Below are 25,946 nucleotides of genomic sequence, written 5' to 3'. Positions count from 1 at the left end.
GCCGTGGGGTACTCCCTACACGGTTTATCTTCGTTCATGGTGTTTTCACCATGGTGGGGGTGGGGTGACGGAAGCCAGAGTGAGGGGGCGGCTGCGGGCCCGACTCGCGGCTGAGCACCACCCTGATGGCGCGCGCGGACCGGTTCGGCGGGCGCAGGGGCCCAGCCCGGCTTCCGGAGTACCTTCCATGACCCATGACATTCACGAGCAGGACCCCATCAGTCCCCCGCAGGCTCGGGGCGCTGACGCCAGACGCTGGTGGGTACTGGTGGTGATCGCGCTGGCCCAGCTGATGGTGGTACTGGACGCCACCATCGTGAACATAGCCCTGCCGTCGGCCCAGACGGCACTCGGCTTCAGCGACGGCAGCCGGCAATGGGTGGTGACCGCCTACGCTCTGGCATTCGGCAGTCTTCTGTTGTTCGGTGGACGGCTGGCCGACCTGCTGGGGCGCAAGGTGGTCTTCCTGACCGGCGTGGTCGGTTTCGCGGCGTCTTCGGCGCTGGCCGGCGCCGCGCAGAGTTTCGACGTCCTGATCATCGGCCGTACGCTCCAGGGACTCTTCGGTGCGCTTCTTGCGCCCGCCGCCCTCGCTCTGCTCAACGCGACGTTCACCGACGTAAAGGAACGCGCCAGGGCCTTCGGCGTGTACGGCGCCATCGCCGGTGCGGGCGGCGGCATCGGACTTCTGCTGGGCGGCGTACTCACCGAACATCTCAGCTGGCGCTGGACCCTGTACGTGAACGTGGTCTTCGCCGTGCTCGCCATCATCGGGGGAAGCTCGTTGCTGCGGGGCGGTCGTCCCGCTCACCGTCCCCGCCTCGACATCCCCGGCACCATCCTGGCCTCCGGCGGTCTGTTCGGGCTCGTGTACGGCTTCTCCAACGCCGAACGGCACCACTGGTCCTCGCCTCTGACCTGGGGCTTTCTGTGTGCCGCCGGGTTGCTGCTGGTTGGCTTCACCGCCTGGCAGCGCGTCACGAGACACCCACTGCTCCCGCTCCGGGTGCTCGCCGACCGCAACCGCGCCGCCTCGTTCATCGTCGTGGCGGTGTGCGGTGCCGGGCTGTTCGGGGTCTTTCTGTTCCTGACCTACTACCTGCAGATGGCACTCGGCTTCAGCCCGGTGCGGACCGGGCTCGCGTTTCTGCCGATGATCGGCGTCCTGATGGTCACCGCGCAGATGTCCACCATCGTGCTGGTGCCCCGCTTCGGGCCCAAGTACATCGTCCCGGCCGGTGCCGTGATCGCGGCGATCGGCATGAGCAGGCTGACCGGTCTGGAACTGAGCAGCACATACGCCGCCGATGTCCTGCCCTGTCTGATCGTCATCGGCTTCGGCATCGGCCTGGTCGTTCCGCCTGCCACGAGCCTGGCCACGACCGGACTGCTGCCGGAGGACACCGGGGTCGGCTCGGCCACCGTGAACACCATGCAGCAGATCGGCGGCGCCGTCGGCACCGCTCTGCTGAACACTCTGGCGGCGAGCTCCGCCACCAACTACCTGAAGGGCAGGCGCCCGACGCCCACGGCTCTGGCGCAGGCACAACTGCACAGCTACGCGACGGCCTACTGGTGGTCGGCCGGCATCTTCGTCTTCGGCGCTGTGGTGAGCCTGCTGCTCTACCGCACGGGCCGGGTCCAGCAGGCCCGCACGACATCGTCGTAGGCGAGGAGGGTTCGTCCGTGGAGGAGGGGGCGCAGCGGGCCGTCGCGCCGTCGAAGTGTGAACCCCTGTCGGGGAGTTCAAGGTCGCAGCGGGTTTCGGCGGACACCACTACGTTCGGCTGGACCAGCGCGACATGACCGGCGATCCGGTCGCCTCGACAGATGCAGACGGTTCCGTCGGAACACCGACGGCCGAGAGAACTCCGGAGCCGGCCTCGGCCGGGACAGGGACAAAGGGCTGTTCGGGCCCGGACAAGGAAAGCAGTCATGGACTGGCGCGATCACGCGGCATGCCGCGCCCACGATCCGGAGCTCTTCTTCCCCGTCAGCGAGACCGGCCGGGCCCTCTCCCAGATCGGGGAGGCGAAGGCGGTCTGCGGCGGTTGCCCGGTCGTGAACCGATGTCTGGAGTGGGGTCGGGCCGAGGGGATCGAGTACGGAGTCTGGGGCGGATACAGCGAGGGGGAACGCCGCGCCTCGCGGCGCCGTCGCAGATACGGCGCGCCGCCCCGGAAGGTGTGGCTCGGCGACGACGCGGAGGAAGCCGGGCAGGCGTGATCCTCCCGGCGGAACCTCGGCGAGCCCTTCGCGCACCGGTGCTGGGGCAGCCGGTCTCCCTCGCGCGGCGGCTCTGGCGGTGTCCTCGGCAGGGCGGGTCACCGGTACTGCGCGTGGTGTCGGGGTAGCTGCCCACAGGTCGCCGGCTCGACCGCATGTCCAGCGAGATGGAGGCGGGGGCGCCCGTCACCAGGTGTTCGCCGACCGACCGCTCATAATCTCCCTCGGGGGTCATGGCGTCGTCGCCGGCCGCACGACACCGACGAAGCGGCATCGCGGCCGCGCGAACGCGTCCTGGGCTGCCGCGGAACGGACGGTGGCAGGCGGCCGCGAGGCGGTTCCCACCGTGCCGTCGGCGCCGCGATGCGAGTGCGGCCCCGACGGTTCGGCGACATGCGGGGACCGCGCAACCACGTCGCAAGACGCCACCGCAACCGGGCCCGCCAGTCACCTGCCAGCTCGCCCACCCCGTCACACCCACGGCCCCTGCCCTAGCGGGATTTTGAGCGCCGCCACGTGTCCGGCTCCGCACACGTGGCGGCGGTCTCGGCGCCCGCGTCCGGCTCCGCTGTGCCTGACGGGTACGGGAGCACCGCGTTCCGGGCGGACCGCGCCCGTGACGGCTGTGTTCTGGGCAGGACGCGGGACGGGATGCAGGGGCCGGTGGGCTCGCGGGGTGGGGGTGGGGGTGGGGGTGGGGCATGGTTGCGGCGACGTTGCGTTACGTGGTCGAGGGGGCCCCGCGTGTCGCCGAACCGCCAGGACCCCGCCTACGGCAGTCATGTTCTCGCCAGGGCGTGGGCCCGGGTCCGTCCGGGCCCACGCCGCGCGGTGCGCAGCCCATCGAGCCGTTCGCCTCAGTCTTCGCGCGCGTCGTCGTCGGCGGGAAGGGCGGCCACCCGGTAGGCGTCCGCCTGTTCCAGCGTCTCGTGCTCCAGCAACGCGGCGGCGAGCGCATCGAGCCGGGCCCGCTGCTTGAGCAGGGTCTCGCAGGCCTCGGCCCAGCACTCGTCGACGATCCGGCGCATCTCGTCGTCGACGGTGTCCAGCGTGCGCGGAGCGGCGGCGAGACCGTAGGGCTGCCCGCTGTCGGCCGGCAAGACCGACAGCCGCCCCACCCGCTCGCTCATGCCCCACCGGGCCACCATGCCGCGGGCCAGCGCGGTGACCTGCTCCAGGTCGTTCTCGGCCCCCGTCGTGACCACTCCGAACACCACTTGCTCGGCCGCCATCCCACCCAGCGCACCGATGATCCGGCCGCGCAGGTAGTCCTCGGTGTACGCGTACCTGTCGGCGTCCGGGGTGGAGAGGGTGACGCCCAGCGCCCGGCCCCGCGGCACGATGGTGATCTTGCGGACGGGATCGGCGCCGGGCCGCAGCATGCCCAGCAGTGCGTGCCCGCTCTCGTGGTAGGCCGTTCTGCGCCGCTCGGCGTCAGGCATCACCAGGGGCCGTTCGGCGCCCAGTTGCACCTTCTCCAGCGCCTGCGACAGGTCCCTCTGCGTCACCCGGTCGTGACCGAGCCGCACGGCACGCAGGGCCGCCTCGTTGGCCAGGTTGGCCAGTTCGGCGCCAGTCATGCCGGGAGTGGCGCGGGCCATGCCGGCCAGATCGACGTCCTCGTCGAGCGGGATGGCACGGGTGTGGATGCGCAGGATCGCCTCACGGCCGCCCCGGTCGGGCGGCGCGACCTGCACCACTCGGTCGAACCGGCCCGGACGCGTCAGTGCGGCGTCGAGCACGTCGACCCGGTTGGTGGCGGCGATCACGATCACACCCTCGGAGCCGGAGAATCCGTCCATTTCGGTGAGGATCTGATTGAGTGTCTGCTCCCGCTCGTCGTGGCCGCCCACCGCCGATCCCCCTCGGGCGCGGCCGATGGTGTCGATCTCGTCGATGAAGACGATGGCCGGGGCCACTTTGCGCGCCTCGGCGAACAGTTCGCGTACCCGCGAGGCGCCCACGCCGACGATCATCTCGATGAACTCCGACGCGGAAGCCGAGAAGAACGGCACGCCCGCCTCCCCCGCCACCGCCCGTGCCAGCAGCGTCTTACCGGTGCCGGGCGGCCCGGCAAGCAGCACACCGCGGGGCATCTTCGCCCCCAGCCGCCGGTACGCCTGCGGGTGCTTGAGGAAGTCGACGACGTCGTTCAGCTCGCCCTGCACCTCGTCGATGCCCGCTACGTCGGCGAAACTGGTCCGTCTTCGCGGCTCGGGTTCGACCGGCTTCGGGGTCTTGCGACCGAGCACTCCGCCCGCCGCGCCCAGCCCGCCGCCGCCCCTGCGCCGGACGATGAACACCCACGCAGCGATCAGCAGGGTGGTCGGCAGCAGCGAGACCAGGAGGGACTCCAGCAGGCCGGGCCCCCGGGCCACCGGGCTCGCGGTCACCGCCACCTTCTGACGGGTGATCTCCGCCCAGAGCCGGTCGTCGTCGGCGAAGGCCGGCTTGTAGGTCTTGAACCGGGTGTAGGTATCTCCCGCGGCGCCGCCCGGCAGCGCGGCGGCCTTCTTCAGGGTGCCCTGGATCTGCGAGCCGCTCGCGTAGACGTTCTTGACGTTGCCGTCGGCCAGTTCCCTGGTGAAGACGGTGTAGTCGACGGGCGTCGTGCCGTCTCCGTGCACGGCGCTGTACAGAAATCCGAAGGCGAGGTAGACGATGCCCAGGACCACCAACTGCACCAGGCAGCCGCCGCGCGGCCGCGGGCCGCTCCTCGGCGCACCGCCCGGAACTCCTTCGCTGCGCCAGGCCGCGTGCGGGTCACGGCGCGGTGGCACGGAATCAGTCATCGTGTCTCTCCTCGGAGGGCGTTGCGCGGTGCTGCCGGGGCGTGGAGCACCGGCCGGACGGCACGGCGGCGTCGGATCACAGGAGTCGGTTGGCGCGGCGCACCATGGCCACGCCCAGCAGTCCCAGGGCCAGGGTCAGTACCCCGAGGACCACGCCGTTGCCGGCAGCCGCGGGGCCGGGGTGGCGTGCCACCACCCACGGTGAGATCGCCATCCAGACACCGATCGCACCGAGGGCGCCGCTCATCCCGGTCATCCGCTCGGGAACCACGGTGAACCCCAGCGCGAGCAGGCAGACGAAGGCCCCCACGATCAGGTCGTGCACCGCCAGATCCACCTGGTCGGCCGCGAAGTGCAGCACCCACGGCGACACGGCGAAGTACAGGCCGACGAGGAAGACGGGTCCGTTCACCAGCGCCACGTCCTGCCCGTGGAGGACTCGGAGGTAACGCGTGCGCATCTCGAAGGCGTCGGGATGGTCTGCCATGTCATCGCTTCCACGGGAGTGGCCGGACATCTGAGGCCCCCTTCACTGTCGTCCGCTGCGGCGACTCACCGCGCCGGAGACTCATGCTGTCGCGCCGAAGGGGCCCGTACATCACATGTACGAGTGATACATGGCTCGGCAACTCCCCACATGCCATAGGTACCGTTTATGAGTTGATAATCCATGAGTTACTACTCACACCATATGTCTCATGCGAGTGTGAACTCATGGCTTCTGCGACTTCCCTCCATCCCAGCCACTCCCGCAGGCACGCGGACCGTCGTCTCCTCCGGGATCTGGACCGTCCCTCGGACCTGTTCCGCAACCTCGGACCGAACTGGTTCGCCTCGATCATGGGCACGGGCATCGTCGCCAACGCCTCTGCCGTCGTCCCGTACCACGTGACCGGCCTGCGGCTCTTCGGCACCCTCGTGTGGGCCCTGGCGTCAGCCGTCCTGGTGGCGCTGTCGGCCGCCTGGGTCGTGCACTGGATCCGGTTCCGCGACATCGCGCGGGGGCACGCCCACAATCCGGTGATGGCCCACTTCTGGGGTGCTCCCGCCATGGCCCTGCTGACGGTCGGCGCCGGCACACTCACCCTCGGCCGCGGCTGGATCGGCGAGGCCGCAGCCGTCCGCACCGACGCCGTGCTGTGGGCGGCGGGCACCCTGCTCGGTCTGGTGACCTGCGTGTGGATCCCGTATCTCGCGATGACGGAACACCAGGTCGCCGACGACTCCGCGTTCGGCGGCTGGCTGATGCCGATCGTGCCGCCGATGGTGTCGGCGGCCACCGGCGCCGCCCTGGTGCCGCACGTGCCTTCGGGTCAGGCGCGCCTCACCATGCTGATGGTCTGTTACGCCATGTTCGGCATCAGCCTCTTCGCGAGCCTCGTGATCATCACTCAGTTGTGGACGCGGCTGGTCCACCACAAGGTGGGCCCGGCGGCGATGGTTCCCACGCTGTGGATCGTCCTGGGTCCGCTGGGCCAGTCCGTCACCGCGGCGAACGCCCTCGGCGCGGTCGCCCACTTCGCCCTCCCCGCTCCCTACGCCACCGGGGCAGCCGCCTTCGCCGTGTTCTACGCCGTGCCCACCTGGGGTTTCGCGATGATGTGGCTGGCGCTCGCCTCGCGGCTGACGCTGCGCGCGGTGCGCACCCGTCTGCCGTTCACGCTGACCTGGTGGAGCTTCACCTTCCCGGTCGGCACGTGTGTCACCGGCACCTGCGCACTGGCCGCACGGCTGCACTCCTCCCTGTTCGACGTGACCGGCGCGGCTCTGTTCGTGCTTCTGCTGGGGGCGTGGGCGGTGGTCGCCGTCCGTACGCTGCGCGGCAGCCTGCGAGGCACTCTCTTCCTCGCCCCTGCCCCGGGACCCACCGGCCGGTGACTGCCCTTCCCCGTCGGTCCGGGACGATCCGGCTCCGGATGCCGAGTCCAAGGGGCCGGACCCAACATCACTCAGTCATGCGAGTGCACATGTGTCATATCTGTGCGAGTTTGGACGGCACTGAGGCACATGAACGCAGAAGGATGCCTCTCCACGACAACACCTCTGCCGGCTTCGGTGCGGCCCGTTCTGCGCACGACGAGGCGGTCTTCACGGCGACCTCGTGGACCAGCCGGAGGCTTCGGGGCCGGCATCGCGCCCAGACCTCGCGCACCGCGCCCTCGTCGACCAGCGACTGACAGAGCCGGTGCGTGCGCCGAGCACCGCCGGTCACAACGCCCCTGCGCCCTGAGGAGAAGACCGTGTCCGTGTCCATTGCCAGGGAACCCGCGCGCACCGCGGATTCCCGACTGACCCGCGCTGTTCGCCACTGGGGGTGGCTGGCCGTGCTGGCGGTGGGGCTGCTGCTGTTCTGGCTCATCCATTCCACCCTGATCTCCACCGGCAATCCCAACCTGGTTCCGGCCCTGATCTTCTTCGGTGCGGCGGTGGTACCGACCACGTTCGTCGTCTTCGTCTCCGGCCGACGGCTCGACTTCGGGGTGAGCTTTCCCCTCGTGGCGACCACGGCCCTGGTGGGTGGGGCGATCGGGGTGACCACAGCCGGATTCCTGGAATACCGGACCCTGCGGCTGATGGATGTCCCCCCGACGGTCGCCGTGGGGGTGATCGAGGAGGCGGCGAAGCTGATCATGCCGGTACTGCTGCTGTTCTTCGTCCGCGACCGCCACCCCGGCGACGGGCTGCTCATCGGAGTGGCCTCCGGAGCCGGCTTCGCGGTGTTCGAGACCATGGGCTACGCCTTTGTCGAACTCATCCAGTCCAACGGCGATCTGACGGCGGTCGACGACCTGCTGGTCCTGCGCGGTCTGCTGAGTCCCGCCGCACACATGGCATGGACAGGGTTGACGGCCGCCGCGCTGTGGTCGGCGGCGTCCCGTCACTGGAGCAGACGCTCGGTCCTCACGTCGGTCCTCGTCTGTGTCGTCGCAGTCGGACTGCACGCCGCTTGGGACAGCTTCGACAGCGACACCTCGTACACGGTTCTCGCGATCATCAGTCTGTCCCTGTTGATCGTCACCACCCGGCTTCTGGGTCGTCCGCGCGGGACGCACACGGGCGTGGCGCAGGCAGCATAGTTCTGGTCCCCCGGCCGCGTGGTGTGGCCGGGGGGGCAAAAAAGCGCGCCAGGTCGTTTCCCCCCCTTCTCTTCTCCCCCCCCCCCCCGCTCTGCGTATCCTCGCTACGTGCTTCTCTCAGACAACGACATCCGGGCCGAGATCGACTCCGGGCGGGTACGGGTCGATCCCTACGACGAATCGATGGTTCAGCCGTCGAGCATCGATGTGCGGCTCGACCGCTACTTCCGGGTGTTCGAGAACCACAAGTACCCGCACATCGACCCCAGCGTCGAGCAGGCCGACCTGACGCGGCTCGTGGAGCCGGAGGGCGACGAGCCGTTCATCCTGCACCCGGGTGAGTTCGTGCTGGCGTCGACGTACGAGGTCATCTCGCTGCCCGACGACATCGCCTCGCGCCTCGAGGGGAAGTCCTCCCTCGGCCGCCTCGGGCTCGTCACGCACTCGACCGCCGGCTTCATCGACCCGGGCTTCAGCGGGCACGTGACGCTGGAGCTGTCGAACCTCGCGACGCTGCCCATCAAGCTGTGGCCGGGGATGAAGATCGGGCAGCTGTGCCTGTTCCGGCTGTCGTCGCCCGCCGAGTTCCCGTACGGCAGCGAGCGCTACGGGTCGCGTTACCAGGGGCAGCGCGGGCCGACCGCCTCCCGTTCCTTCCTCAATTTCCATCGGACCCAGGTGTGAGCAGCAGCGACATGAGTGACAGCAGCGGTACGGCCCCCGTGCGCGAGAACCTTACGTACGAGAAGTTCGGGGTCGCGATCCGCGAGCTCGCGCAGACCATCGCCGACGACGGGTACGAGCCCGACATCATCCTCTCCATCGCGCGCGGAGGCGTCTTTGTCGCGGGCGGGCTCGGGTACGCGCTGGACGTCAAGAACCTGAATCTCGTAAATGTCGAGTTTTATACCGGTGTGGGCGAGACGCTGGAGATGCCGGTCATGCTGGCGCCCGTGCCGAACGTCATCGACTTCTCCAACAAGAAGGTCCTGATCACCGACGACGTCGCCGACACCGGCAAGACGCTGAAGCTGGTCCACGACTTCTGCCTGGACACCGTGGCCGAGGTGCGGTCGGCGGTCGTCTATGAGAAGTCCCACTCGCTCGTGAAGTGCGAGTACGTGTGGAAGCGGACCGATGACTGGATCAACTTCCCGTGGAGTGTCGAACCGCCCGTCGTGAAGCGTGACGGTCAGGTTCTCGACGCCTGATCCGAGACATGCGCGAAGGGGCCCGGCACCGTCGAACGGTGCCGGGCCCCTTCACGTACAGCGTGCGTACGTGACTAGAACGTGCCCAGCTTGATGATCGAGAGCAGCGCGACCAGCTGGATCGCCGAGGCGGCCAGGGCCTTCGGCCACGGGAGGTCGTGGGACTTGGAGACCATCGTGGTGAGCAGGGCGCCCGCGGCGACCCAGGTCGCCCAGCCGAGGAGCTGGACGAACATCTCGTTGCCGCCGAGGAACATGCCGAACAGCAGGCGCGGGGTGTCCGTGAGGCAGGCGATCAGCATGGACAGGCCGACCGTGGGCTGCCAGGCGCCGTCGCCGCCGAGCTGGCGGGCCAGGGTGTGGGTGACCACGCCGAGGATGAAGAACGAGACCGTCACCGCGACGCCCGTGGTGAGGACGTAGGGGATCGCCGAGGACAGCGTGGCGTTGATCACGTCCTCGCGGGCGCCGTCGAAGCCGAAGATGGCGAGCAGCCCGTAGAGGAACGTGACGATGAGGGCCGGGGCCCACATCGCGTAGTCGCGCATCTGGAGGTAGGTCGGCGCGGGGCGGAAGACGACTCCCGTGAGGAGTTCCTTCCAGTGCAGGCGGGGGCCGACGGGGCCCGCGGGCGCCGCGCCCGCCTGGTAGGTGGAGCCCTGGCCGTACGGGTCGTCGTCCGGGTTCACCGAGAAGGCCTGGGTGTGGCCCGGGTTGTTGGCCGCGTACGGGTCGTAGCCGCCGCCCCCTTGCGGGTGGGGCGCCTGCCGCGGGTCGCCGAAGTACTCCGGCTCGCCGTAGCCACCGCCTCCGCGGTTGTCGTTGCTCTGGGGCCACTGCTGCTGACCGCCCCCGCCGTAGTACTGCGGGGGCGGCGGGGGGCCCTGCGGCGCTTCGCGGTTGTCCCGGCCGCGTCCGTTCCTGAATCCAGCCACGTAGTCGAACGTACCTGGTTTCGCCGGGTGCAATGCCGGGCCCGGGGGATCGGGCCCGGCATTGCGGCTGAGCTGTGACATCCCCTAAGGGACGTTTCAGGGGTGTCCCCGAGGGGTGCGCGGCAGCCCGGTCAGTCGGAGAAGTTCTGGCCCAGGAACGGGGTGCCGGAGGTGGAGATGCCGAGGGTGGAGGTGTAGATGCCCGCGGAGGACGACAGGGTGTCGTTCGTGTTGGAGTGCAGGGCGTACACGGCGCCGTTGTCGCCGTTCTCGCCCGAGGCGCCCACGACGACGTCGCCGCGGCCGTCGCCGTCGAGGTCGTCGACGTGCACGTCGGTGCCGAAGTAGTCGTTCTTCTCGTTGGAGTTGGGCACGCCCGGGGTGTCCTGGCTGTAGAACTTCGCGCCCGTTCCGGTGATCCCGGAGCCGTCGGCGGAGCCGTACAGGACGGTGATCGCGCCGGCGTTCGTGATGCCGTCGAGGTCTTCGCCCGGGGTGCCGACGACGAGGTCGAGCCGGCCGTCGCCGTTGACGTCGCCGAGGTCGAGCTCCGCGCCGAAGGCGTCGCCGTTCTCGCCGCCGCCGGGGACGCCCGCGGTGTCCTGGTCGATGGTCTGGACGCCGGAGGTGACCGGGCCGGACGCGCTGCCGTGGGCGATCCTGACGGCGCCGCCCTTCTGGGAGCCGGGTACGCCGGTCGTCGCGTCCCAGGCGACGCCGATGACGACATCGCCCTTGCCGTCGCCGTCCACGTCACCGACGTCGGTGATGATGCCGGCGGGCAGCTTGACGTAGCCGGTGGCCTTGACGCCCGAACTGGTGCCGGGGAGGTAGAAGTTGGCGTCCCAGGCGTCGTCGGTGTCCTTCTCGAAGCCGTTGACGAGCAGGTCGTCGATGCCGTCGCCGTTGATGTCGCCGGAGTGCAGGTTGCGGATGCCGTCGCCGCTGCCGCTCCACACCGGGGCGCTCACGGTGTACGCGCCGTTCTTGCCGCCGGCCCGCAGCGAGCCGCCGCGCAGGACGTCGACGGTGGCGGAGTTGGGTGTGGCGACCGCGAGGTCTGCCTTGTGGTCGCCGTCGAGGTCGGCGGCCTGGAGGATGGCGCCGAAGTGGTCGTGCGCCGAGGCGCGCGGGTCGGTGACGGTGGTGCCGCCGGTCAGGCCGTTCGGGGAGCCCCAGAGGACGGCGACGGTGCCGCCGTCCTTGTCGCTGCCGACGTCCTCGCCGGATGCGCCGACGGCCAGGTCGTCGTAGCCGTCGCCGTCGAAGTCGCCGTACGCGGTGTCCCCGCCGAAGTAGTCACCGGCCTCGGCGGTGCCGGGGACACCGGCGGTGTTCTGGCTGATGGTGGCGTGCTTGCCGCCGCCGTACAGGACGGAGACCTGGCCGGCCTGGGCCTTTCCGTTCACGTACGCGTTCGACGCGGAGACCGCGACGTCGGCGAGGCCGTCGCCGTTGAAGTCGGCGTCGGAGGCGGCGACCTGGGCGGTGGCGGCCGATGCCGAGCCGGCCGTGGCCACGAAGAGCCCGCCGGTCAGCGCGGCCGCCGCGGCCGTCGCCGTGGCGAGGCGGAGGCGGGTGGGAGAGGGGGCGGGGATGCGCTTGTGCTTGGCCTTGCTGGACATCGCGACGACTCCTGCGGGAAGGGGATGTCTGGCCGACATCCCGCGACAAAGGTCATACAGAGCGCGTACGACGGCGTACGTGCTGCCGTTCGGCGGGTGTTTGCCGGGAGTTGTCCCGTGCATGACCCGCTGGTCGACGAACAGAAGACTCGTTGCGAGGTACAAGGGTTGTACGGGGGCTGTGGGGATTTTTACGGGAGCTGTGGCGATTTTGCGGCATGGCCGCGCGTGAAGGTCAGTCCTTGGCGAACGCGGCCGTGGAGAAGGTGAGTCGGGGCTTCGCCGCGATCAGTGACGGCGACCGCTCGCCCGTCAGCACCACCACGGAATCCTTGGCCGGATCCGAGTCCGGCGTGCGCTGGACGACCAGATCGTCCCGCCCGTCCCCGTCGAAGTCGGCGACGGCGATCACCCGGCCCCCACCCGCGGGGCCCTTCACCACCCGCGAACCGCCCGCCAGCAGGCTGATCTTGGGGCCGCCGGACACGATCAGATCCGTACGGCCGTCGCCGTCGAGGTCGCCCGTGTCGAGCGCCTTGCCGGTGACCGCGAGCGTGCGGCCGCCTTTCAGTACGACGCCGTCGCCGGTCAGCACCGCCGAGCCGAACCGGCCGAACGCCACGTCCGTGCCCGCCGGGTAGGTGGCACCGGCCGTCCCCGGGCCGTTCGGGCCGCCCAGGGTGACGGCCGAGCGGGAGGTGCCGCCGTGGGCGCGGACCAGGACGTCGTCGGTGCCGTCGCCGTCCACATCGGCCGCCGGGCCTGCAGGAACGTTTCCGGAGGACGGTACGAGCCGGGCTGTGCCGCGTGGGGCGCCGGCGCGGGTGAACGGGCCCGGCAGGAAGGAGAGCGAGCCGTTGCTGGCGTGCACCACGAGGTCGGCCTTGCCGTCGCCGTCGAAGTCGCCGCACACGGGCTGGTCGGGCCAGTCGTTGCCGAGCCGGGCCTTCGCCGGGATCGCGACCTTCACGCCCTTGCCCGCGATGCCGCCCGGCGAGCCGAAGAGGATCTGGAGCGGGACGGGCGGTTGGCCCTGGCCGTCGTAGGGCGGGTCGGTCGACACGACGAGGTCGGTGAACCCGTCCGCGTTCAGATCGCAGCTCGCCTCCGAGGCGAACGCCGCCGGGGTCTGCCCCTTCGTCGGCGCCGCGTACGTCGCCGGGGACAGCAACTGCCGTACCTCCGGCGTCAGTCCGTGCCCCTTCTTCCCGTAGACGATGCCGATCCCCGCGTCGTCACCGAGTCCGTCGTGCGCGAGATCGTCGAGTACGAGGTCGGGGGCGCCGTCGCCGTTGAAGTCGGAGGCGGTCTTCGAGCCCTTGCCGCGCGGTACCGGCTGGGCTGCCGTACGGGCGTCCTTGCCGGTCAGGGTGACGGGGCGGTGGCTCGCGGAGGCGGAGGCGGTGGGGTCGTCGCCGCCGCAGCCGGTGAGTGCGGCGGCGAGGAGGACTACGGCTCCGGTGGCTCCGGCCGCCACGGTGGTGCGGTGGGGGCGGGGCCACGGGCGCCGCTCCGTGCTCCCGCCGCCGCTCCTTGTGCCTGTCATCGCAACGACCCCGCTCGCCTCATGAGTTCACAACTCGCACATTGTGGCGTTTGCCGGGTGTGCCGTTAAGGGGTGCGGGGTGCAGCGTTCGTCACGTCCGTGCATTTCCGGTCAGCGCGGGGTTGGTGGCCGGTCGCGCAGTTCCCCGCGCCCCTTATCGGGTTGTCGTTCGTCCGCGGGCCGGTGGCCGCTTCTCGCGCAGTTCCCCGCGCCCCTGAGATGCGCACTTCGTGCACCATCTCATCAGAGACGCGCCCCCGGCCTCCAGGAGAGACGCGCCCTCGCCATCCATCAGAGGCGCGCGGAGCGCAGCCTCAGGGGGAGGCTGCGCGGAGCGCATGCCTCAGGGGCGCGGGGAACTGCGCGAGAAGCGGCCACCGGCCCGCGCGTGGCAACGGTCCTTAGGGGCGCGGGGAACTGCGCGAGAAGCGGCCACCGGCCCGCGCGTGACAACGGTCCTCAGGGGCGCGGGGAACTGCGCGAGAAGCGGCCACCGGCCCGCGCCCGGCAACGGTCCTTAGGGGCGCGGGGAACTGCGCGAGAAGCGGCCACCGGGCCGCGCCCGGCAACGGTCCTTAGGGGCGCGGGGAACTGCGCGATCGGCCGCGGCGTGAGCGGTGGTCGGTGCAGGGCCCCGCGCCCTCGGTGGCGCCTAGTCGTCGATCGCCGTGCCGAAGTGGGCGCCCTTGGCCGGGGCGTTCAGGGCGGCCGGGCCGTAGGTCCAGGAGCCGGAGGAGGTCACGCCGGACGAGGTTGCCGAGAAGACCCAGACGATGCCGTCGCCCGCGTTCTCACCCGGCGCCGCCGCCAGCAGGCCGAAGCGGCCGTCGGCGTTGGGGTCCGTGAAGGAGACCTGCGCGCCGAACTTGTCGCCCTTCTCGGCGGCCCCGGGCACCCCGTCGGAGTTCTGGTTGAAGTCACGGACGCCTGCCGCCGTGAGGCCGTCGGACGAGCCGCGCAGGACCCACACCGCCCCCGCGTCGGCCACGGTCCCGATGTCCTCGCCCGGCGCGCCGACGGCGACATCGGCGAACCCGTCGCCGTTGGTGTCGCCGACCGACAGGTCACCGCCCCAGCGGTCGCCCCGCTCATGGGCGCCCGGCACTCCGGGACTGTCCTGCGTCCACTGCTGAACCTCCCCGGCGGGCCCCGCGGCGGAGCCGTAGTAGACGCCGATCATGCCGCCGGCGGTGGACTCCCCGCCCTCGTCGGGTCCTTGGGGATCACCGGTGACCAGGTCGTCCTTGCCGTCGCCGTTGATGTCACCGGAGGCGACGACCGGGCCGCCGCGCAGAGCGAGCACGGGCAGCGGGTCGGCGTCGGAGGCGCTGCCCTGGAGGACGTAGGACCAGCCGTGGTTGCTGTCGTCGTCGGCGGAGATGCCGGAGACGACGAGGTCGGCGAAGCCGTTGGCGTCGTAGTCGCCGGTGCTGAGGCCCGAGGGGTTGATGCCGGGCGGCTCCTCGGCGGCCGAGCGGGTCTTGGGCGCCTTGTCCGCGAAGTTCGTGCGGGAGTGCCGTACGAGGTCCTTGGCGGCGGCGGAGCCGGAGCGCGCGGCGGGCGCCGCCTCGTACTGGAAGAGCGCGACGCCGACGGAGTCGAGGACGGCGACCAGGTCCCCGTCGGTCGTGTCGGTGAAGTGCGCGGCGGCGAGGGCCGAGCCGAAGTGGCGCCCCTTGCCGGGTTCGTCGGCCTGGAGACCGGTGGACTCGGTGCCGACGAGGCCCTTGGGAGTGCCCCACAGGACGACGCCGCCGCCGGAGTCGGCGACGGTGCCCAGGTCCTCGCCGGGCGAGCCGACGATCGCGTCGTCGTAGCCGTCGCCGTCGAGGTCGCCGGTGGCGACGGCCTGCCCGAACGCGTCGCCGTTCTCGGCGCTGCCCGGCACTCCTGCGGTGTTCTGGCTGATCACGGCGGCACGGGAGGTTCCCATGCCGCTCTTGCCGCCGTACTGGACGGTGACGAGCCCGGCGCCCGCGTGTCCGCCGACGGTGGCGCCGGGGGCGCCGACGAGCACGTCGTCGTAGCCGTCGCCGTTGAAGTCGGTGTTGCGGTCGTTCGCGCTGGTGCCGCCCGGGATGCCCGCGTACGCGGACGGGGCGGTGGCGATGAATGCGCCGGAAAGGAGAAGGAACGAGGCCGCCGCGAGGGCGGCCGTACGGTTCTTGCGCACGTGCGGCTCCTGAGTCTCTTGTGGAGAAGGAAGGCCGGGCAGCGCGGGGGTATGACCGACAAAGGGCCCGTTCCTCTGCCGGTGCCTGGTTCGACACGGGATCAGCCGCGAGGGTTGTACGGGACGGGACAAATGAAAGGGCACCCCGTCGGAACGGGGTGCCCTCAAGTGACGTACAGAGGAAGCTACTTCACCGGTTCCGGCTCCGGCGCGTCCTCGGTCTCCGCCTCGCCCGCCGGGTCGGCCGGCGTCTTGACGGAGTCGAGCAGCAGCTGGGCGACGTCGACGACCTGGATCGACTCCTTGGCCTTGCCGTCGTTCTTCTTGCCGTTGACCGAGTCGGTCAGCATGACGAGGCAGAAGGGGCAGGCCGTCGAGACGATGTCGGGGTTCAGGGACAGGGCCTCATCAACACGCTCGTTGTTGATGCGCTTGCCGATCCGCTCCTCCATCCACATCCGCGCGCCACCGGCGCCACAGCAGAAGCCGCGCTCCTTGTGGCGGTGCATCTCCTCGTTGCGGAGACCCGGGACCTTGCCGATGATCTCGCGCGGCGGCGTGTAGATCTTGTTGTGGCGGCCCAGGTAGCACGGGTCGTGGTACGTGATGATGCCCTCGACCGGCGTGACGGGGACGAGCTTGCCCTCGTCGACGAGGTGCTGGAGCAGCTGCGTGTGGTGGATGACCTCGTAGTCGCCACCGATCTGCGGGTACTCGTTGCCGATCGTGTTGAGGCAGTGCGGGCAGGTCGCGACGATCTTCTTGGCCGTCTTCGGCTTCTTGGACTCGTCGGTGACCTTGCCGTCGTCGTCGTACTCCTCGCCGAACGCCATGTTCAGCGCCATGACGTTCTCCTGGCCGAGCTGCTGGAACAGCGGCTCGTTGCCGAGGCGGCGGGCGGAGTCACCGGTGCACTTCTCGTCGCCGCCCATGATCGCGAACTTGACGCCCGCGATGTTCAGGAGTTCCGCGAAGGCCTTCGTCGTCTTCTTGGCGCGGTCCTCGAGGGCGCCGGCGCAGCCGACCCAGTACAGGTACTCGACCTCGGTGAGGTCCTCGATGTCCTTGCCGACGACCGGCACCTCGAAGTCGAGCTCCTTGAGCCACTCCAGGCGCTGCTTCTTCGCCAGGCCCCAGGGGTTGCCCTTCTTCTCCAGGTTCTTGAGCATCGTGCCCGCCTCGGACGGGAACGCGCTCTCGATCATCACCTGGTAGCGGCGCATGTCGACGATGTGGTCGATGTGCTCGATGTCGACCGGGCACTGCTCGACGCAGGCGCCGCAGGTGGTGCAGGACCACAGGACGTCCGGGTCGATGACGCCGTTCTCCTCGACGGTGCCGATCAGCGGACGCTCGGCCTCCGCGAGGGCGGCGGCGGGGACGTCCTTGAGCTGCTCCTCGGTCGCCTGTTCGTTGCCCTCCATGTCCTTGCCGCCACCGGCGAGCAGGTACGGAGCCTTGGCGTGCGCGTGGTCGCGCAGCGACATGATGAGGAGCTTGGGGGAGAGCGGCTTGCCCGTGTTCCAGGCGGGGCACTGCGACTGGCAGCGGCCGCACTCGGTGCAGGTGGAGAAGTCGAGCAGGCCCTTCCAGGAGAACTGCTCGACCTGGGAGACACCGAAGACGGCGTCCTCGGCCGGGTCCTCCCAGTCGATCGCCTCGCCCTTGGAGGTCATCGGCAGCAGCTCGCCGAGGGAGACGTCGCCGTCGGCCCTGCGCTTGAACCAGATGTTGGGGAAGGCGAGGAAGCGGTGCCAGGCGACACCCATGTCGGTCTTCAGGGCGACCGTGATCATCCAGATGAAGGAGGTCGCGATCTTCAGGCCGGCGAAGAAGTACGTGAGGTTCTGGAGGGTGCCGATGCTCAGGCCCTTGAGGCCCGCGACCACCGGGTACGAGATGAAGAACGACGCCTCGTAGCTGTCCACGTGGTGCTGGGCGCCTTCGAGGGCGTGCAGCATGAAGATGCAGACGCCGACGATGAGGATGACGGCCTCGACGAAGTACGCCTGGCCGAAGTTCGAGCCGGCGAAGCGGGACTTGCGGCCCGGCTTGTCGGGGCGGCTCAGCTGGCGGATCACGATGAGGACCGCGATGCCGAGGATCGTCATGGTGCCGATGAACTCGACGAACATGTTGTACGGCGCCCACTCGCCGATGATCGGCAGCAGCCAGTCGGCCTGGAACAGCTGGCCGATGGCGTTGACGATCGTCAGCAGCAGCGAGAAGAAGCCCACCGCCACGAACCAGTGCGCGACACCGACGATGCCCCAGCGGTTCATCCGGGTGTGGCCGAGGAACTCCTTGGCCACGGTCACGGTGCGCTGGACGGGTTCGTCGGTGCGGGTGCCTGCGGGGACGTTCTGGCCGAGCCGCATGAAGCGGTAGATCTGGGCGATCGCCCGGACGAACAGGGCTACGCCGACCACGATCAGGGCCAGCGACACGATGATCGCGGCGAGTTGCATTTTGGGGGCTCCTCGGGCCTGCGAGGGGAGTCTTCTCGGGACACGTACTCGAACGGTGCTGATTACTAAGCGGTAACTTATGCAGTCCGTCTGAGACTACCCACTTACGCAATCGCAATGTAGTCGGCGCCTTGGTGATCTGCGTCGCTGAGGGTCCCCTCACGCGGCACTCGGGGCGGGGCCAAAGCTGATCGTGTTATTCGCCCCATATTTGGACATAACGGAATAACTTATGTAGGGCTCCAGGTGGGCGCGACCCACCGTTGTCACCCCGATACCGCACCAGCAACTCACCGAGGGGCCCATGACGACCGCACCTCTGACACATCTGGTCACCGGCGGCGCGGGCTTCATCGGCTCGCATCTGACGGACGCGCTGCTCGCCCAGGGCCACACCGTCGTCGTCCTGGACGACCTGTCCACCGGGGACCGGGCCAACCTCGCCGTCGCCTGGCCCAACCCGCGGCTGCGCTTCGTGCGCGGCTCCGTCCTCGACGCCCGCCTCGTCGACGAACTCACCGCACGCTGCGACCGCGTGACCCACCTCGCCGCGGCGGCCGGTGTCCGGCGCACCGCCGAGCAGCCCCTGCGGTCCTTCACCACGACCGTGCGCGGCACCGAGCACGTCGTCGAGGCGGCCCACCGCCACGGCCGCCCGCTGCTGCTCGCCTCCACCAGCGAGATCTACGGCAAGAGCGGCGCGGCCCCGGTCGCCGAGACCGCGAACCGGGTGCTCGGCCCGACCACCGTCGCCCGCTGGGCGTACCCCACGGCGAAGGCCGTCGACGAGCTGTTCGCGCTCGGCCACCACCGCGAGTACGGCCTGCCGGTGACCGTGGCCCGCCTCTTCACCACGGCGGGCCCGCGCCAGTCGCCCGCGTACGGCACGGTCGTGCCCCGGCTCGCCGCGCAGGCCGTCGCCGGGCAGCCGCTCACCGTGCACGGCGACGGCACCCAGCGCCGCTGCTTCGCGCACGTCACGGACGTCGTCGACGCACTGCTGCGGCTGCTCGACCACCCCGGCGCGGGCGGCGAGGTCTTCAACGTCGGCAGCACCGAGGAGACCACCATCGGCGACCTCGCGGGCATCGTCGTCGAACGCGCGGGCTCCCCGTCGCCGCTGCGCTTCATCCCGTACGAGGAGGTGTACGGCGGCGCCGGGAGCGGCTTCGAGGAACCGGCCCGGCGCATCCCCGACACCCGCAAACTGCGCGAGCTGACCGGCTGGGAGCCGCGCCTGGGCCTCGTCGACATCGTGGACGCGGCGCTCCTCGACGCGGGCGGCGCCTTCCCCGGCCCCGCCGCGCCGGTCCTCTTCCCGCCCGCCGCTCAGGCACGGGCCTGACGTGCTGTACGGAGCGGCCGCCGCCGCGACCGCGCTGCTGCTGACCGCCGTCCTCGCCGGAGCCCTGCGCACCCTGGCCCTGCGCGTGGCGAGGCCCGTGAAGGCGGCCAGGAACAGAACCCGGCCCGCACCGCGCGTCGGCGGGGTCGCCGTGGCCGTCGCCACCGGCGCCGTCGCGGCGGCCGGCGCCGCCACCGGGCTCGCCCCGCTCGGCTCGGCCACCGCCACGCTGCTGCTCGCCGCGGGCGCCGTCGCCGTGCTCGGGCTGCTGCACGATCTGCGGCCGATGGGGGCGCGGGCCCGGGTGATCGTGCAGGCGGGCGCGGCGACGCTGGTCGTGCACGGCACCCAGCTCGGCCTGGTCACCGGCGCGCTGGCGGTGCTGTGGATCGTCTTCGTGACCAACGCCTTCCAGCTCCTCGACAACTGCGACGGCGCGGTGGGCACGGTCGGCGTCGTCACCGCGCTCGGGCTCTGCGTGTGCGCGGCGGGGGCCGGTGCGCTGGCCGTGGTCCTCGCGCTGCTCGCCGCCTCGCTCACCGGGTTCCTGATGCAGAACTGGCATCCCGCGCGCGTGGTGCTCGGCGACAGCGGCGCCCTGTTCACCGGGTTCCTGCTGGCGTGCGCGGCGCTGGTCGTGAACGCCGGGCACGAGGCACCCGCGGCGCCGGTCGCCCTGTTCGCGCTGACCGCGGTGGCCACCACCGACACGGTGCTGGTGATGGTCTCCCGCCGCCGCGCCGGGCGCGGCCTGCTGCGCGGCGGCACCGACCACATCGCCCACCGGCTGCGCCGACTGGGCCTGACCGCGCGCGGCGTCGCCGTCGTGCTCGGCACCGCCACGGCCCTCGCCACGGTGACCGGGGTGCTGCTGCACCGCGGTGTCCTCGGTGCGGCGGTGGCGTGGTGGCCGACCGCGGCGGCCGCGGTGGCGGTGGTGCTGCTGCTGCGCGTGCCGGTGTACGCGGCACGGCACGGCAGGGGACGCGGCGGCCGGGAGGCGGTGCCCGTGCCCGCGCCCGCATCCGTATCCGCATCATCCGCAGCCGTGACGCCGGTCGCCGGGCAGTCCGTCGACCTGGCGCGGGGGTGACCCGGGAACCGAGGGGAACCGGGGGAGCCATGGGACGCAAGGGAGCAGAGAGATGTTGAGCTTCGGCCGGACGCGCCGCCTGGTGCGCCAACTGGACCGCCACGAGATCGACCTGGTGCTGGAGTCGGGCCGCCCCGACGGCGCCTTCGGCCGCGCCCTGCGGCGGGCCGGTTACCGGGGCCGGATCGTGTCGTTCGAGCCGTTCGGCGGCGACCGGGCCGGGGTGCGCAGGGCCGCCGCCCGCGACACCGCCTGGCAGGTGCTGCCGTACGCGCTCGGGGACCGGGACAACGCCTGGATCCGGCGGCTCGACGGGATGTGGGAGGACGTCGTCGCACCCGGCGAGCGGGTCCTCCTGCACGTCGGTCACCGGCCCGAACTGCCCGAGGCCGTCGCGGGCGCCGGCGAGTTCGGCGACGACCTCACCCTCGTACGGGCGGATTCCGGGGACGATCTCACCCTCGCGCGGTTCGGGCTCGGGGACGGCCCGGCGCCCGTGCGGTCCGGGGCCGGGGCCGGACCGGCGCTCGTGGCGTCCGGGCGGGCCGGCGCGTGAGAGTCGCGCTCGTCCACGGCTTCTCCGGGGCGTCCGTGCCCGGCGGCGAGAACGACGCCGTCCTCGACCAGGCCGCCGCCCTGACCCGGGCCGGTCACGAGGTGCGCCTGATCAGGGCCGGTGCCGGGCTCGACGCACCGGCCGAACTGCGGGCGTTCGCGCCGGACGTCGCGCACGTCCACCACCTGGCCCCCGACGCCGACCGGGCCCGCGCCGCCGAGTGGACCGGGCCGCTGGTGGTGACCCTGCACCGGCACCGGCCGCCGCGCCGTGACCCGCTGCTGCGCCGCGCCGACCGGGCGGTGGTGCTGTCCGAGCTGAGCCGGGACGGCTGGCTCGCCGCCGGGATGCCGCCCGAGCGGCTCGCGCTGATCCCCGACCACGTGCCGCCGACGCCCGATGCGGGCCCGGTGGAGCGGGCGGCGTGGGTGTGCGTGGGGCGGCTCGCCGTGGAGCGGGGCATCCTCGACCTGCTGCGCCGCTGGCCCGCCGGACACCGCCTCGACGTGGTGGGCACGGGCCCGCTGGAGCGCGAGTGCCGGGCCGCGGCGCCGCCGTCCGTCCGCTTCCTCGGGGTGGGCGGGCGGGACGCGCTGCGCCGGTCGCTGACCGGCTACCGGGGGCTCGTCTTCCCCAGCCGCTGGCACGCGGGCGCCGTCCCGCTGATCTACCCGGAGGCGCTGGCGGCGGGCCTGCCCGTGCTCGCCTTCGAGGGCTCGGCGGTGCCGCGCGCGGTCCGCGCCGACGGCACCGGCACCGTCACCGGCCCGGACGCCCCGCTGTCCGCCGCGCTGGCCGCCGCCGACCGGATCTTCCCGACCCTGCGCGAGCACTGCCGCTCGGTCCACGCCAAGCGGTACGGGGAGGCGGCGTGGGTCGAGCGCACCGAGCGGCTGTACGCGGCCGTCGTGCGAGGACGCGGCTGACGGCTCCGGCGTATCGGCTCCGGCGGGTTCGGCTGTCTGGAGGACGGTCGCCGGGTCCGCGCCGACCCCGACGGCCCGGACGACCGTAGTGATGTCACCTCCGAACTCCCTTTCTGTACAAGGCAGTTGATGTTTGGGTGACGGGCCCTTCGGGCCGGTGCGCGGCGGTACACGGTCGAGGGGCGGGCGGCTCGGGCCACGTACGGCGTGGAAGGGCTTGTGCATGGCATTCCGTGATCTCTTCCCGGCCCGGCGCTGGGTGCGCCGCACGCTGCTCGGCGTCGTCCTGCTGCTGACCACCGCGGCGGGCGCGGGCGCCTGGGCGTACGCCCGGCTCGACGGCAACATCCGCACCGACGAGGCCACCGACCAGGCCCTGCACGCCGATCACCACCGGCGGCCCGCCGCCCTGCGCGAGGGCGCCCAGAACATCCTGATCATGGGCTCCGACATCGAGGCCACGAAGGACAGCCAGCGCTCGGACACCACGATGCTGCTGCACCTGTCGGCCGACCGGAAGCGGGCCGCGCTGGTCAGCGTGCCGCGCGATCTGATGGTGGACATCCCGGACTGCAAGCTGCCCGACGGGGAGCGCAGCGAGCCCGAGTACGCGCAGTTCAACTGGGCCTTCGAGCGGGGCGGCGCGGCCTGCGCGATCCGTACCTTCGAGGACCTGACGGGCGTCCGCGTCGATCACCACCTCGTCCTGGACTTCACCGGGTTCGAGAAGGTCGTGGACGCGCTCGGCGGCGTCGACGTGGACGTGCCGCAGCGGATGCGGGTACCCGGCGGCAAGGTCGTGCTCGACGAGGGGAAGCAGCACCTGAGCGGTGAGCAGGCGCTGGTCTTCGTACGGGGCAGGACCGGTGTCGGCGACGGCAGCGACCTGCAACGCATTGAGCGGCAGAAGGAGTTCGTGCGGGTGCTGCTCGGTCAGTCGCGCCGGGCGGGGCTGCTCGACCACACCTCCCGGCTCTACCCGGTGCTCGACGCGGCCACTTCCTCGCTGACCGCCGACCGCGGACTCGACTCGCTCGGCGAGCTGTACGGTCTGGCCGAGGCCGCGGGCCAGGTGCCCGCGTCGCGCACGGCCATCGTCACCGTGCCGAGCGTCGAGCACCCGGACTACTGGGGTCGCTACATGCCGGTCGAGGATCAGTCGGAGGCGCTCTTCGAGGCGCTGCGGGAGGACGAGAAGCTGCCCGCCCACCTCTACAACGCCTACGACCCGGACAACGACGAGCTCTGAACCCGGCCGCGAACTTGCTGGTCAGAGCGTTTTCCCTGCCTTATTGCACATAAGCGCAGGATAAAAGTTGAGTGGGGTCGACTCAGGTCTGTTGACTCTGAGGCGGGTGTCGTGCACCCTTGAGTCAGATCCACTCAAGTAAGCATCTGGAGGACCCGAAATGGCACGTGCGGTCGGCATCGACCTGGGCACGACTAACTCCGTCGTCAGCGTTCTCGAAGGCGGCGAGCCCACCGTCATCACGAACGCGGAGGGCGCCAGGACCACGCCGTCCGTCGTCGCCTTCGCGAAGAACGGCGAGGTGCTGGTCGGCGAGGTCGCCAAGCGCCAGGCGGTCACGAACGTGGACCGGACCATCCGCTCCGTCAAGCGCCACATGGGCACTGACTGGAAGATCGACCTGGATGGCAAGACCTTCAACCCGCAGCAGATGAGCGCCTTCATCCTGCAGAAGCTGAAGCGGGACGCCGAGGCCTACCTGGGCGAGAAGGTCGCGGACGCGGTCATCACCGTCCCGGCGTACTTCAACGACTCGGAGCGTCAGGCGACGAAGGAGGCCGGCGAGATCGCGGGCCTGAACGTCCTGCGTATCGTCAACGAGCCGACGGCCGCCGCTCTGGCGTACGGCCTCGACAAGGACGACCAGACGATCCTCGTCTTCGACCTCGGTGGCGGCACCTTCGACGTGTCCCTCCTGGAGATCGGCGACGGCGTCGTCGAGGTGAAGGCCACCAACGGTGACAACCACCTCGGTGGTGACGACTGGGACCAGCGCGTCGTCGACTACCTGGTGAAGCAGTTCAACAACGGCCACGGTGTGGACCTCGCCAAGGACAAGATGGCGCTCCAGCGCCTGCGCGAGGCCGCCGAGAAGGCGAAGATCGAGCTCTCGTCCTCGACCGAGACCACGATCAACCTGCCCTACATCACGGCGTCCGCCGAGGGCCCGCTGCACCTGGACGAGAAGCTCACGCGCGCCCAGTTCCAGCAGCTCACGTCCGACCTGCTGGAGCGCTGCAAGACGCCGTTCCACAACGTCATCAAGGACGCGGGCATCAGCCTCTCCGAGATCGACCACGTCGTTCTCGTCGGTGGCTCGACCCGTATGCCGGCCGTCGCCGAGCTGGTCAAGGAACTGACCGCGGGCAACGAGGCGAACAAGGGCGTGAACCCGGACGAGGTCGTCGCCATCGGCGCCGCCCTCCAGGCCGGTGTCCTCAAGGGCGAGGTCAAGGACGTCCTGCTCCTCGACGTCACCCCGCTGTCCCTCGGCATCGAGACCAAGGGAGGGATCATGACCAAGCTCATCGAGCGCAACACCACGATCCCGACCAAGCGGTCCGAGATCTTCACGACGGCCGAGGACAACCAGCCGTCGGTGCAGATCCAGGTCTACCAGGGCGAGCGCGAGATCGCGGCGTACAACAAGAAGCTCGGAATGTTCGAGCTGACCGGTCTGCCGCCGGCCCCGCGCGGTGTCCCGCAGATCGAGGTCGCCTTCGACATCGACGCCAACGGCATCATGCACGTGACCGCGAAGGACCTCGGCACGGGCAAGGAGCAGAAGATGACCGTCACCGGTGGCTCCTCGCTGCCGAAGGACGAGGTCAACCGGATGCGCGAAGAGGCCGAGAAGTACGCGGAGGAGGACCACGCCCGCCGCGAGGCCGCCGAGTCGCGCAACCAGGGCGAGCAGCTCGTCTACCAGACGGAGAAGTTCCTCGCGGACAACGCGGACAAGGTCCCCGGTGACGTCAAGACCGAGGTCGAGGAAGCCGTCGGCGAGCTGAAGGAGAAGCTCAAGGGCGAGGACGCGGCCGAGATCCGTACGGCCACCGAGAAGGTCGCCGCCGTCTCGCAGAAGCTCGGCCAGGCCATGTACGCCGACGCCCAGGGCGCGCAGGCCGCCGGTGGCGCCGAGGCGCCGCAGGGCGACGGTCCGAACATGTCCAAGGACGATGACGTCGTGGACGCCGAGATCGTCGACGAGGACCGCAAGGACGGTGCCGCGTGACGGAGGAGACCCCGGGCTTCGAGGAGAACGAGAAGCCTGACGTCCCCTCCGGCGCCACCTCCGACGACGCCGAGCCGAAGACCGCCGCCTCGCCCGACAAGGGCGAGGGGGCGGCCCCGGCCGGGGACTCAGCTTCGAGTCCGCAAGGAGCCCAAGACGTGGCTTTGACGGCGCAGCTGGACCAGGTGCGGACCGCGCTCAGCGAACGCACCACGGACCTTCAGCGCCTCCAGGCCGAGTACCAGAACTACCGTCGCCGTGTGGAGCGGGACCGCGTCACGGTCAAGGAGATCGCCGTCGCGAATCTCCTGTCCGAGCTGCTTCCCGTGCTCGACGACATCGGCCGCGCCCGTGAGCACGGCGAACTCGTCGGCGGCTTCAAGTCCGTCGCCGAGTCGCTGGAGACGGTCGCCGCCAAGATGGGTCTTCAGCAGTTCGGCAAGGAGGGCGAGCCCTTCGACCCGACCGTGCACGAGGCCCTGATGCACAGCTACGCACCGGACGTCACCGAGACGACCTGTGTGGCGATCCTGCAGCCGGGCTACCGGATCGGCGAGCGCACCATCCGCCCCGCGCGGGTGGCGGTCGCGGAGCCGCAGCCGGGCGCGCAGACGGTCAAGTCCGAAAGCGCCGGCGACGCGTCCGAGGAGAAGGACGCCGAGAAGGAGACCGGTGGCCCGGAGGAGGGCTGACCGCGACCACGTGTCGAC

At 70.8% G+C, this 25,946-nt stretch carries 20 protein-coding genes; 13 read left to right on the top strand and 7 right to left on the bottom strand.

What is annotated here, in order from left to right; translation table 11 throughout:
• Positions 1-187: 187 nt before the first annotated feature.
• Together ACFVDP_RS27110 and ACFVDP_RS27105 are read left to right on the top strand one after the other, a co-directional pair.
• Positions 188-1,669: an MFS transporter gene (locus ACFVDP_RS27110; protein ID WP_383494790.1), complete on the top strand. Its 1,482-nt coding sequence runs from the start codon at positions 188-190 to the stop codon at positions 1,667-1,669.
• A gap of 266 nt (positions 1,670-1,935) precedes the next feature.
• Entirely contained in the window at positions 1,936-2,226 is a 291-nt protein-coding gene (locus tag ACFVDP_RS27105) for a WhiB family transcriptional regulator (RefSeq protein ID WP_383494787.1), read from the top strand.
• A gap of 857 nt (positions 2,227-3,083) precedes the next feature.
• Here the strand turns inward: ACFVDP_RS27105 and ftsH are convergent.
• Both ftsH and ACFVDP_RS27095 read right to left on the bottom strand, forming a co-directional pair.
• On the bottom strand, positions 3,084-5,018 hold the full coding sequence (gene ftsH, locus ACFVDP_RS27100) for an ATP-dependent zinc metalloprotease FtsH (protein WP_383494784.1): 1,935 nt from the start codon (positions 5,016-5,018) through the stop codon (positions 3,084-3,086).
• Positions 5,019-5,094: 76 nt separating this feature from the next.
• The gene (locus ACFVDP_RS27095) at positions 5,095-5,505 is read right to left on the bottom strand and encodes an SPW repeat protein (protein ID WP_383494781.1); all 411 of its coding nucleotides are present in this window, start codon (positions 5,503-5,505) and stop codon (positions 5,095-5,097) included.
• Between the two features lie 227 nt (positions 5,506-5,732).
• On the opposite strand from ACFVDP_RS27095, the gene ACFVDP_RS27090 reads away from it, so the two are divergent.
• The 4 genes from ACFVDP_RS27090 to ACFVDP_RS27075 all read left to right on the top strand — a co-directional run bounded on the left by ACFVDP_RS27090 (position 5,733) and on the right by ACFVDP_RS27075 (position 9,306).
• Positions 5,733-6,896 (top strand): TDT family transporter, encoded by a 1,164-nt coding sequence (locus ACFVDP_RS27090; protein ID WP_383494778.1) that lies wholly within the window; start codon positions 5,733-5,735, stop codon positions 6,894-6,896.
• Between the two features lie 362 nt (positions 6,897-7,258).
• Positions 7,259-8,095 carry a PrsW family intramembrane metalloprotease gene (locus ACFVDP_RS27085; RefSeq protein WP_383494775.1) on the top strand — a complete coding sequence of 279 codons (837 nt, stop codon included), beginning with the start codon at positions 7,259-7,261 and terminating at the stop codon, positions 8,093-8,095.
• A 108-nt stretch (positions 8,096-8,203) separates the two neighbouring features.
• Positions 8,204-8,779: a dCTP deaminase gene (gene dcd / locus ACFVDP_RS27080; protein ID WP_383494772.1), complete on the top strand. Its 576-nt coding sequence runs from the start codon at positions 8,204-8,206 to the stop codon at positions 8,777-8,779.
• Positions 8,780-8,790: 11 nt separating this feature from the next.
• Complete coding sequence (locus ACFVDP_RS27075; protein WP_351459320.1) at positions 8,791-9,306, top strand: phosphoribosyltransferase; 516 nt, start codon at positions 8,791-8,793, stop codon at positions 9,304-9,306.
• A 74-nt stretch (positions 9,307-9,380) separates the two neighbouring features.
• Here the strand turns inward: ACFVDP_RS27075 and ACFVDP_RS27070 are convergent, their stop codons facing one another.
• From ACFVDP_RS27070 to ACFVDP_RS27050, 5 genes are all read right to left on the bottom strand, one after another.
• A complete protein-coding gene (locus tag ACFVDP_RS27070; protein WP_383494769.1) occupies positions 9,381-10,322 on the bottom strand; it encodes a Yip1 family protein in 942 nt (313 codons plus the stop codon).
• Positions 10,323-10,372: 50 nt separating this feature from the next.
• On the bottom strand, positions 10,373-11,866 hold the full coding sequence (locus tag ACFVDP_RS27065; RefSeq protein ID WP_383494766.1) for an FG-GAP and VCBS repeat-containing protein: 1,494 nt from the start codon (positions 11,864-11,866) through the stop codon (positions 10,373-10,375).
• Positions 11,867-12,101: 235 nt separating this feature from the next.
• Entirely contained in the window at positions 12,102-13,412 is a 1,311-nt protein-coding gene (locus ACFVDP_RS27060; protein ID WP_383494763.1) for an FG-GAP repeat domain-containing protein, read from the bottom strand.
• A gap of 652 nt (positions 13,413-14,064) precedes the next feature.
• Positions 14,065-15,585 carry an esterase gene (locus ACFVDP_RS27055; RefSeq protein WP_383494760.1) on the bottom strand — a complete coding sequence of 507 codons (1,521 nt, stop codon included), beginning with the start codon at positions 15,583-15,585 and terminating at the stop codon, positions 14,065-14,067.
• A 185-nt stretch (positions 15,586-15,770) separates the two neighbouring features.
• Complete coding sequence (locus ACFVDP_RS27050; protein ID WP_383494757.1) at positions 15,771-18,053, bottom strand: (Fe-S)-binding protein; 2,283 nt, start codon at positions 18,051-18,053, stop codon at positions 15,771-15,773.
• Positions 18,054-18,357: 304 nt separating this feature from the next.
• Between ACFVDP_RS27050 and ACFVDP_RS27045 the strand changes: the two genes are divergently transcribed.
• The 7 genes from ACFVDP_RS27045 to grpE all read left to right on the top strand — a co-directional run bounded on the left by ACFVDP_RS27045 (position 18,358) and on the right by grpE (position 25,928).
• Positions 18,358-19,398 (top strand): NAD-dependent epimerase/dehydratase family protein, encoded by a 1,041-nt coding sequence (locus tag ACFVDP_RS27045; protein WP_383494754.1) that lies wholly within the window; start codon positions 18,358-18,360, stop codon positions 19,396-19,398.
• A gap of 1 nt (position 19,399) precedes the next feature.
• On the top strand, positions 19,400-20,491 hold the full coding sequence (locus tag ACFVDP_RS27040) for an MraY family glycosyltransferase (RefSeq protein WP_383494751.1): 1,092 nt from the start codon (positions 19,400-19,402) through the stop codon (positions 20,489-20,491).
• Positions 20,492-20,543: 52 nt separating this feature from the next.
• Positions 20,544-21,047 (top strand): hypothetical protein, encoded by a 504-nt coding sequence (locus ACFVDP_RS27035; protein WP_383494748.1) that lies wholly within the window; start codon positions 20,544-20,546, stop codon positions 21,045-21,047.
• A complete protein-coding gene (locus ACFVDP_RS27030; protein WP_383494745.1) occupies positions 21,044-21,973 on the top strand; it encodes a glycosyltransferase in 930 nt (309 codons plus the stop codon). Before ACFVDP_RS27035 ends, ACFVDP_RS27030 begins: the two co-directional genes overlap by 4 nt.
• 223 nt (positions 21,974-22,196) lie before the next feature.
• The gene (locus ACFVDP_RS27025) at positions 22,197-23,222 is read left to right on the top strand and encodes an LCP family protein (RefSeq protein ID WP_383494742.1); all 1,026 of its coding nucleotides are present in this window, start codon (positions 22,197-22,199) and stop codon (positions 23,220-23,222) included.
• 160 nt (positions 23,223-23,382) lie between these two features.
• Positions 23,383-25,236 (top strand): molecular chaperone DnaK, encoded by a 1,854-nt coding sequence (gene dnaK, locus ACFVDP_RS27020; RefSeq protein ID WP_383494739.1) that lies wholly within the window; start codon positions 23,383-23,385, stop codon positions 25,234-25,236.
• Positions 25,233-25,928 (top strand): nucleotide exchange factor GrpE, encoded by a 696-nt coding sequence (gene grpE, locus ACFVDP_RS27015; protein ID WP_383494736.1) that lies wholly within the window; start codon positions 25,233-25,235, stop codon positions 25,926-25,928. Before dnaK ends, grpE begins: the two co-directional genes overlap by 4 nt.
• Positions 25,929-25,946 lie beyond the last annotated feature (18 nt).

The sequence above is a fragment of the Streptomyces sp. NPDC057694 genome, assembly GCF_042799415.1.
Lineage (GTDB): Bacteria > Actinomycetota > Actinomycetes > Streptomycetales > Streptomycetaceae > Streptomyces.
Note: the sequence above shows the minus strand (reverse complement) of the source record. Positions and strands in the feature narration are given on the sequence as shown.

Excerpts from the sequence above, each read along its gene's own strand:
- ACFVDP_RS27110 (WP_383494790.1), top strand. The coding sequence starts at position 188 with ATGACCCATGACATTCACGAGCAGGACCCCATCAGTCCCCCGCAGGCT.
- ACFVDP_RS27105 (WP_383494787.1), top strand. The coding sequence starts at position 1,936 with ATGGACTGGCGCGATCACGCGGCATGCCGCGCCCACGATCCGGAGCTC.
- ftsH (WP_383494784.1), bottom strand. The coding sequence starts at position 5,018 with ATGACTGATTCCGTGCCACCGCGCCGTGACCCGCACGCGGCCTGGCGC.
- ACFVDP_RS27095 (WP_383494781.1), bottom strand. The coding sequence starts at position 5,505 with ATGGCAGACCATCCCGACGCCTTCGAGATGCGCACGCGTTACCTCCGA.
- ACFVDP_RS27090 (WP_383494778.1), top strand. The coding sequence starts at position 5,733 with ATGGCTTCTGCGACTTCCCTCCATCCCAGCCACTCCCGCAGGCACGCG.
- ACFVDP_RS27075 (WP_351459320.1), top strand. The coding sequence starts at position 8,791 with ATGAGTGACAGCAGCGGTACGGCCCCCGTGCGCGAGAACCTTACGTAC.
- ACFVDP_RS27070 (WP_383494769.1), bottom strand. The coding sequence starts at position 10,322 with ATGTCACAGCTCAGCCGCAATGCCGGGCCCGATCCCCCGGGCCCGGCA.
- ACFVDP_RS27065 (WP_383494766.1), bottom strand. The coding sequence starts at position 11,866 with ATGTCCAGCAAGGCCAAGCACAAGCGCATCCCCGCCCCCTCTCCCACC.
- ACFVDP_RS27060 (WP_383494763.1), bottom strand. The coding sequence starts at position 13,412 with ATGACAGGCACAAGGAGCGGCGGCGGGAGCACGGAGCGGCGCCCGTGG.
- ACFVDP_RS27050 (WP_383494757.1), bottom strand. The coding sequence starts at position 18,053 with ATGCAACTCGCCGCGATCATCGTGTCGCTGGCCCTGATCGTGGTCGGC.
- ACFVDP_RS27045 (WP_383494754.1), top strand. The coding sequence starts at position 18,358 with ATGACGACCGCACCTCTGACACATCTGGTCACCGGCGGCGCGGGCTTC.
- ACFVDP_RS27035 (WP_383494748.1), top strand. The coding sequence starts at position 20,544 with ATGTTGAGCTTCGGCCGGACGCGCCGCCTGGTGCGCCAACTGGACCGC.
- ACFVDP_RS27025 (WP_383494742.1), top strand. The coding sequence starts at position 22,197 with ATGGCATTCCGTGATCTCTTCCCGGCCCGGCGCTGGGTGCGCCGCACG.
- dnaK (WP_383494739.1), top strand. The coding sequence starts at position 23,383 with ATGGCACGTGCGGTCGGCATCGACCTGGGCACGACTAACTCCGTCGTC.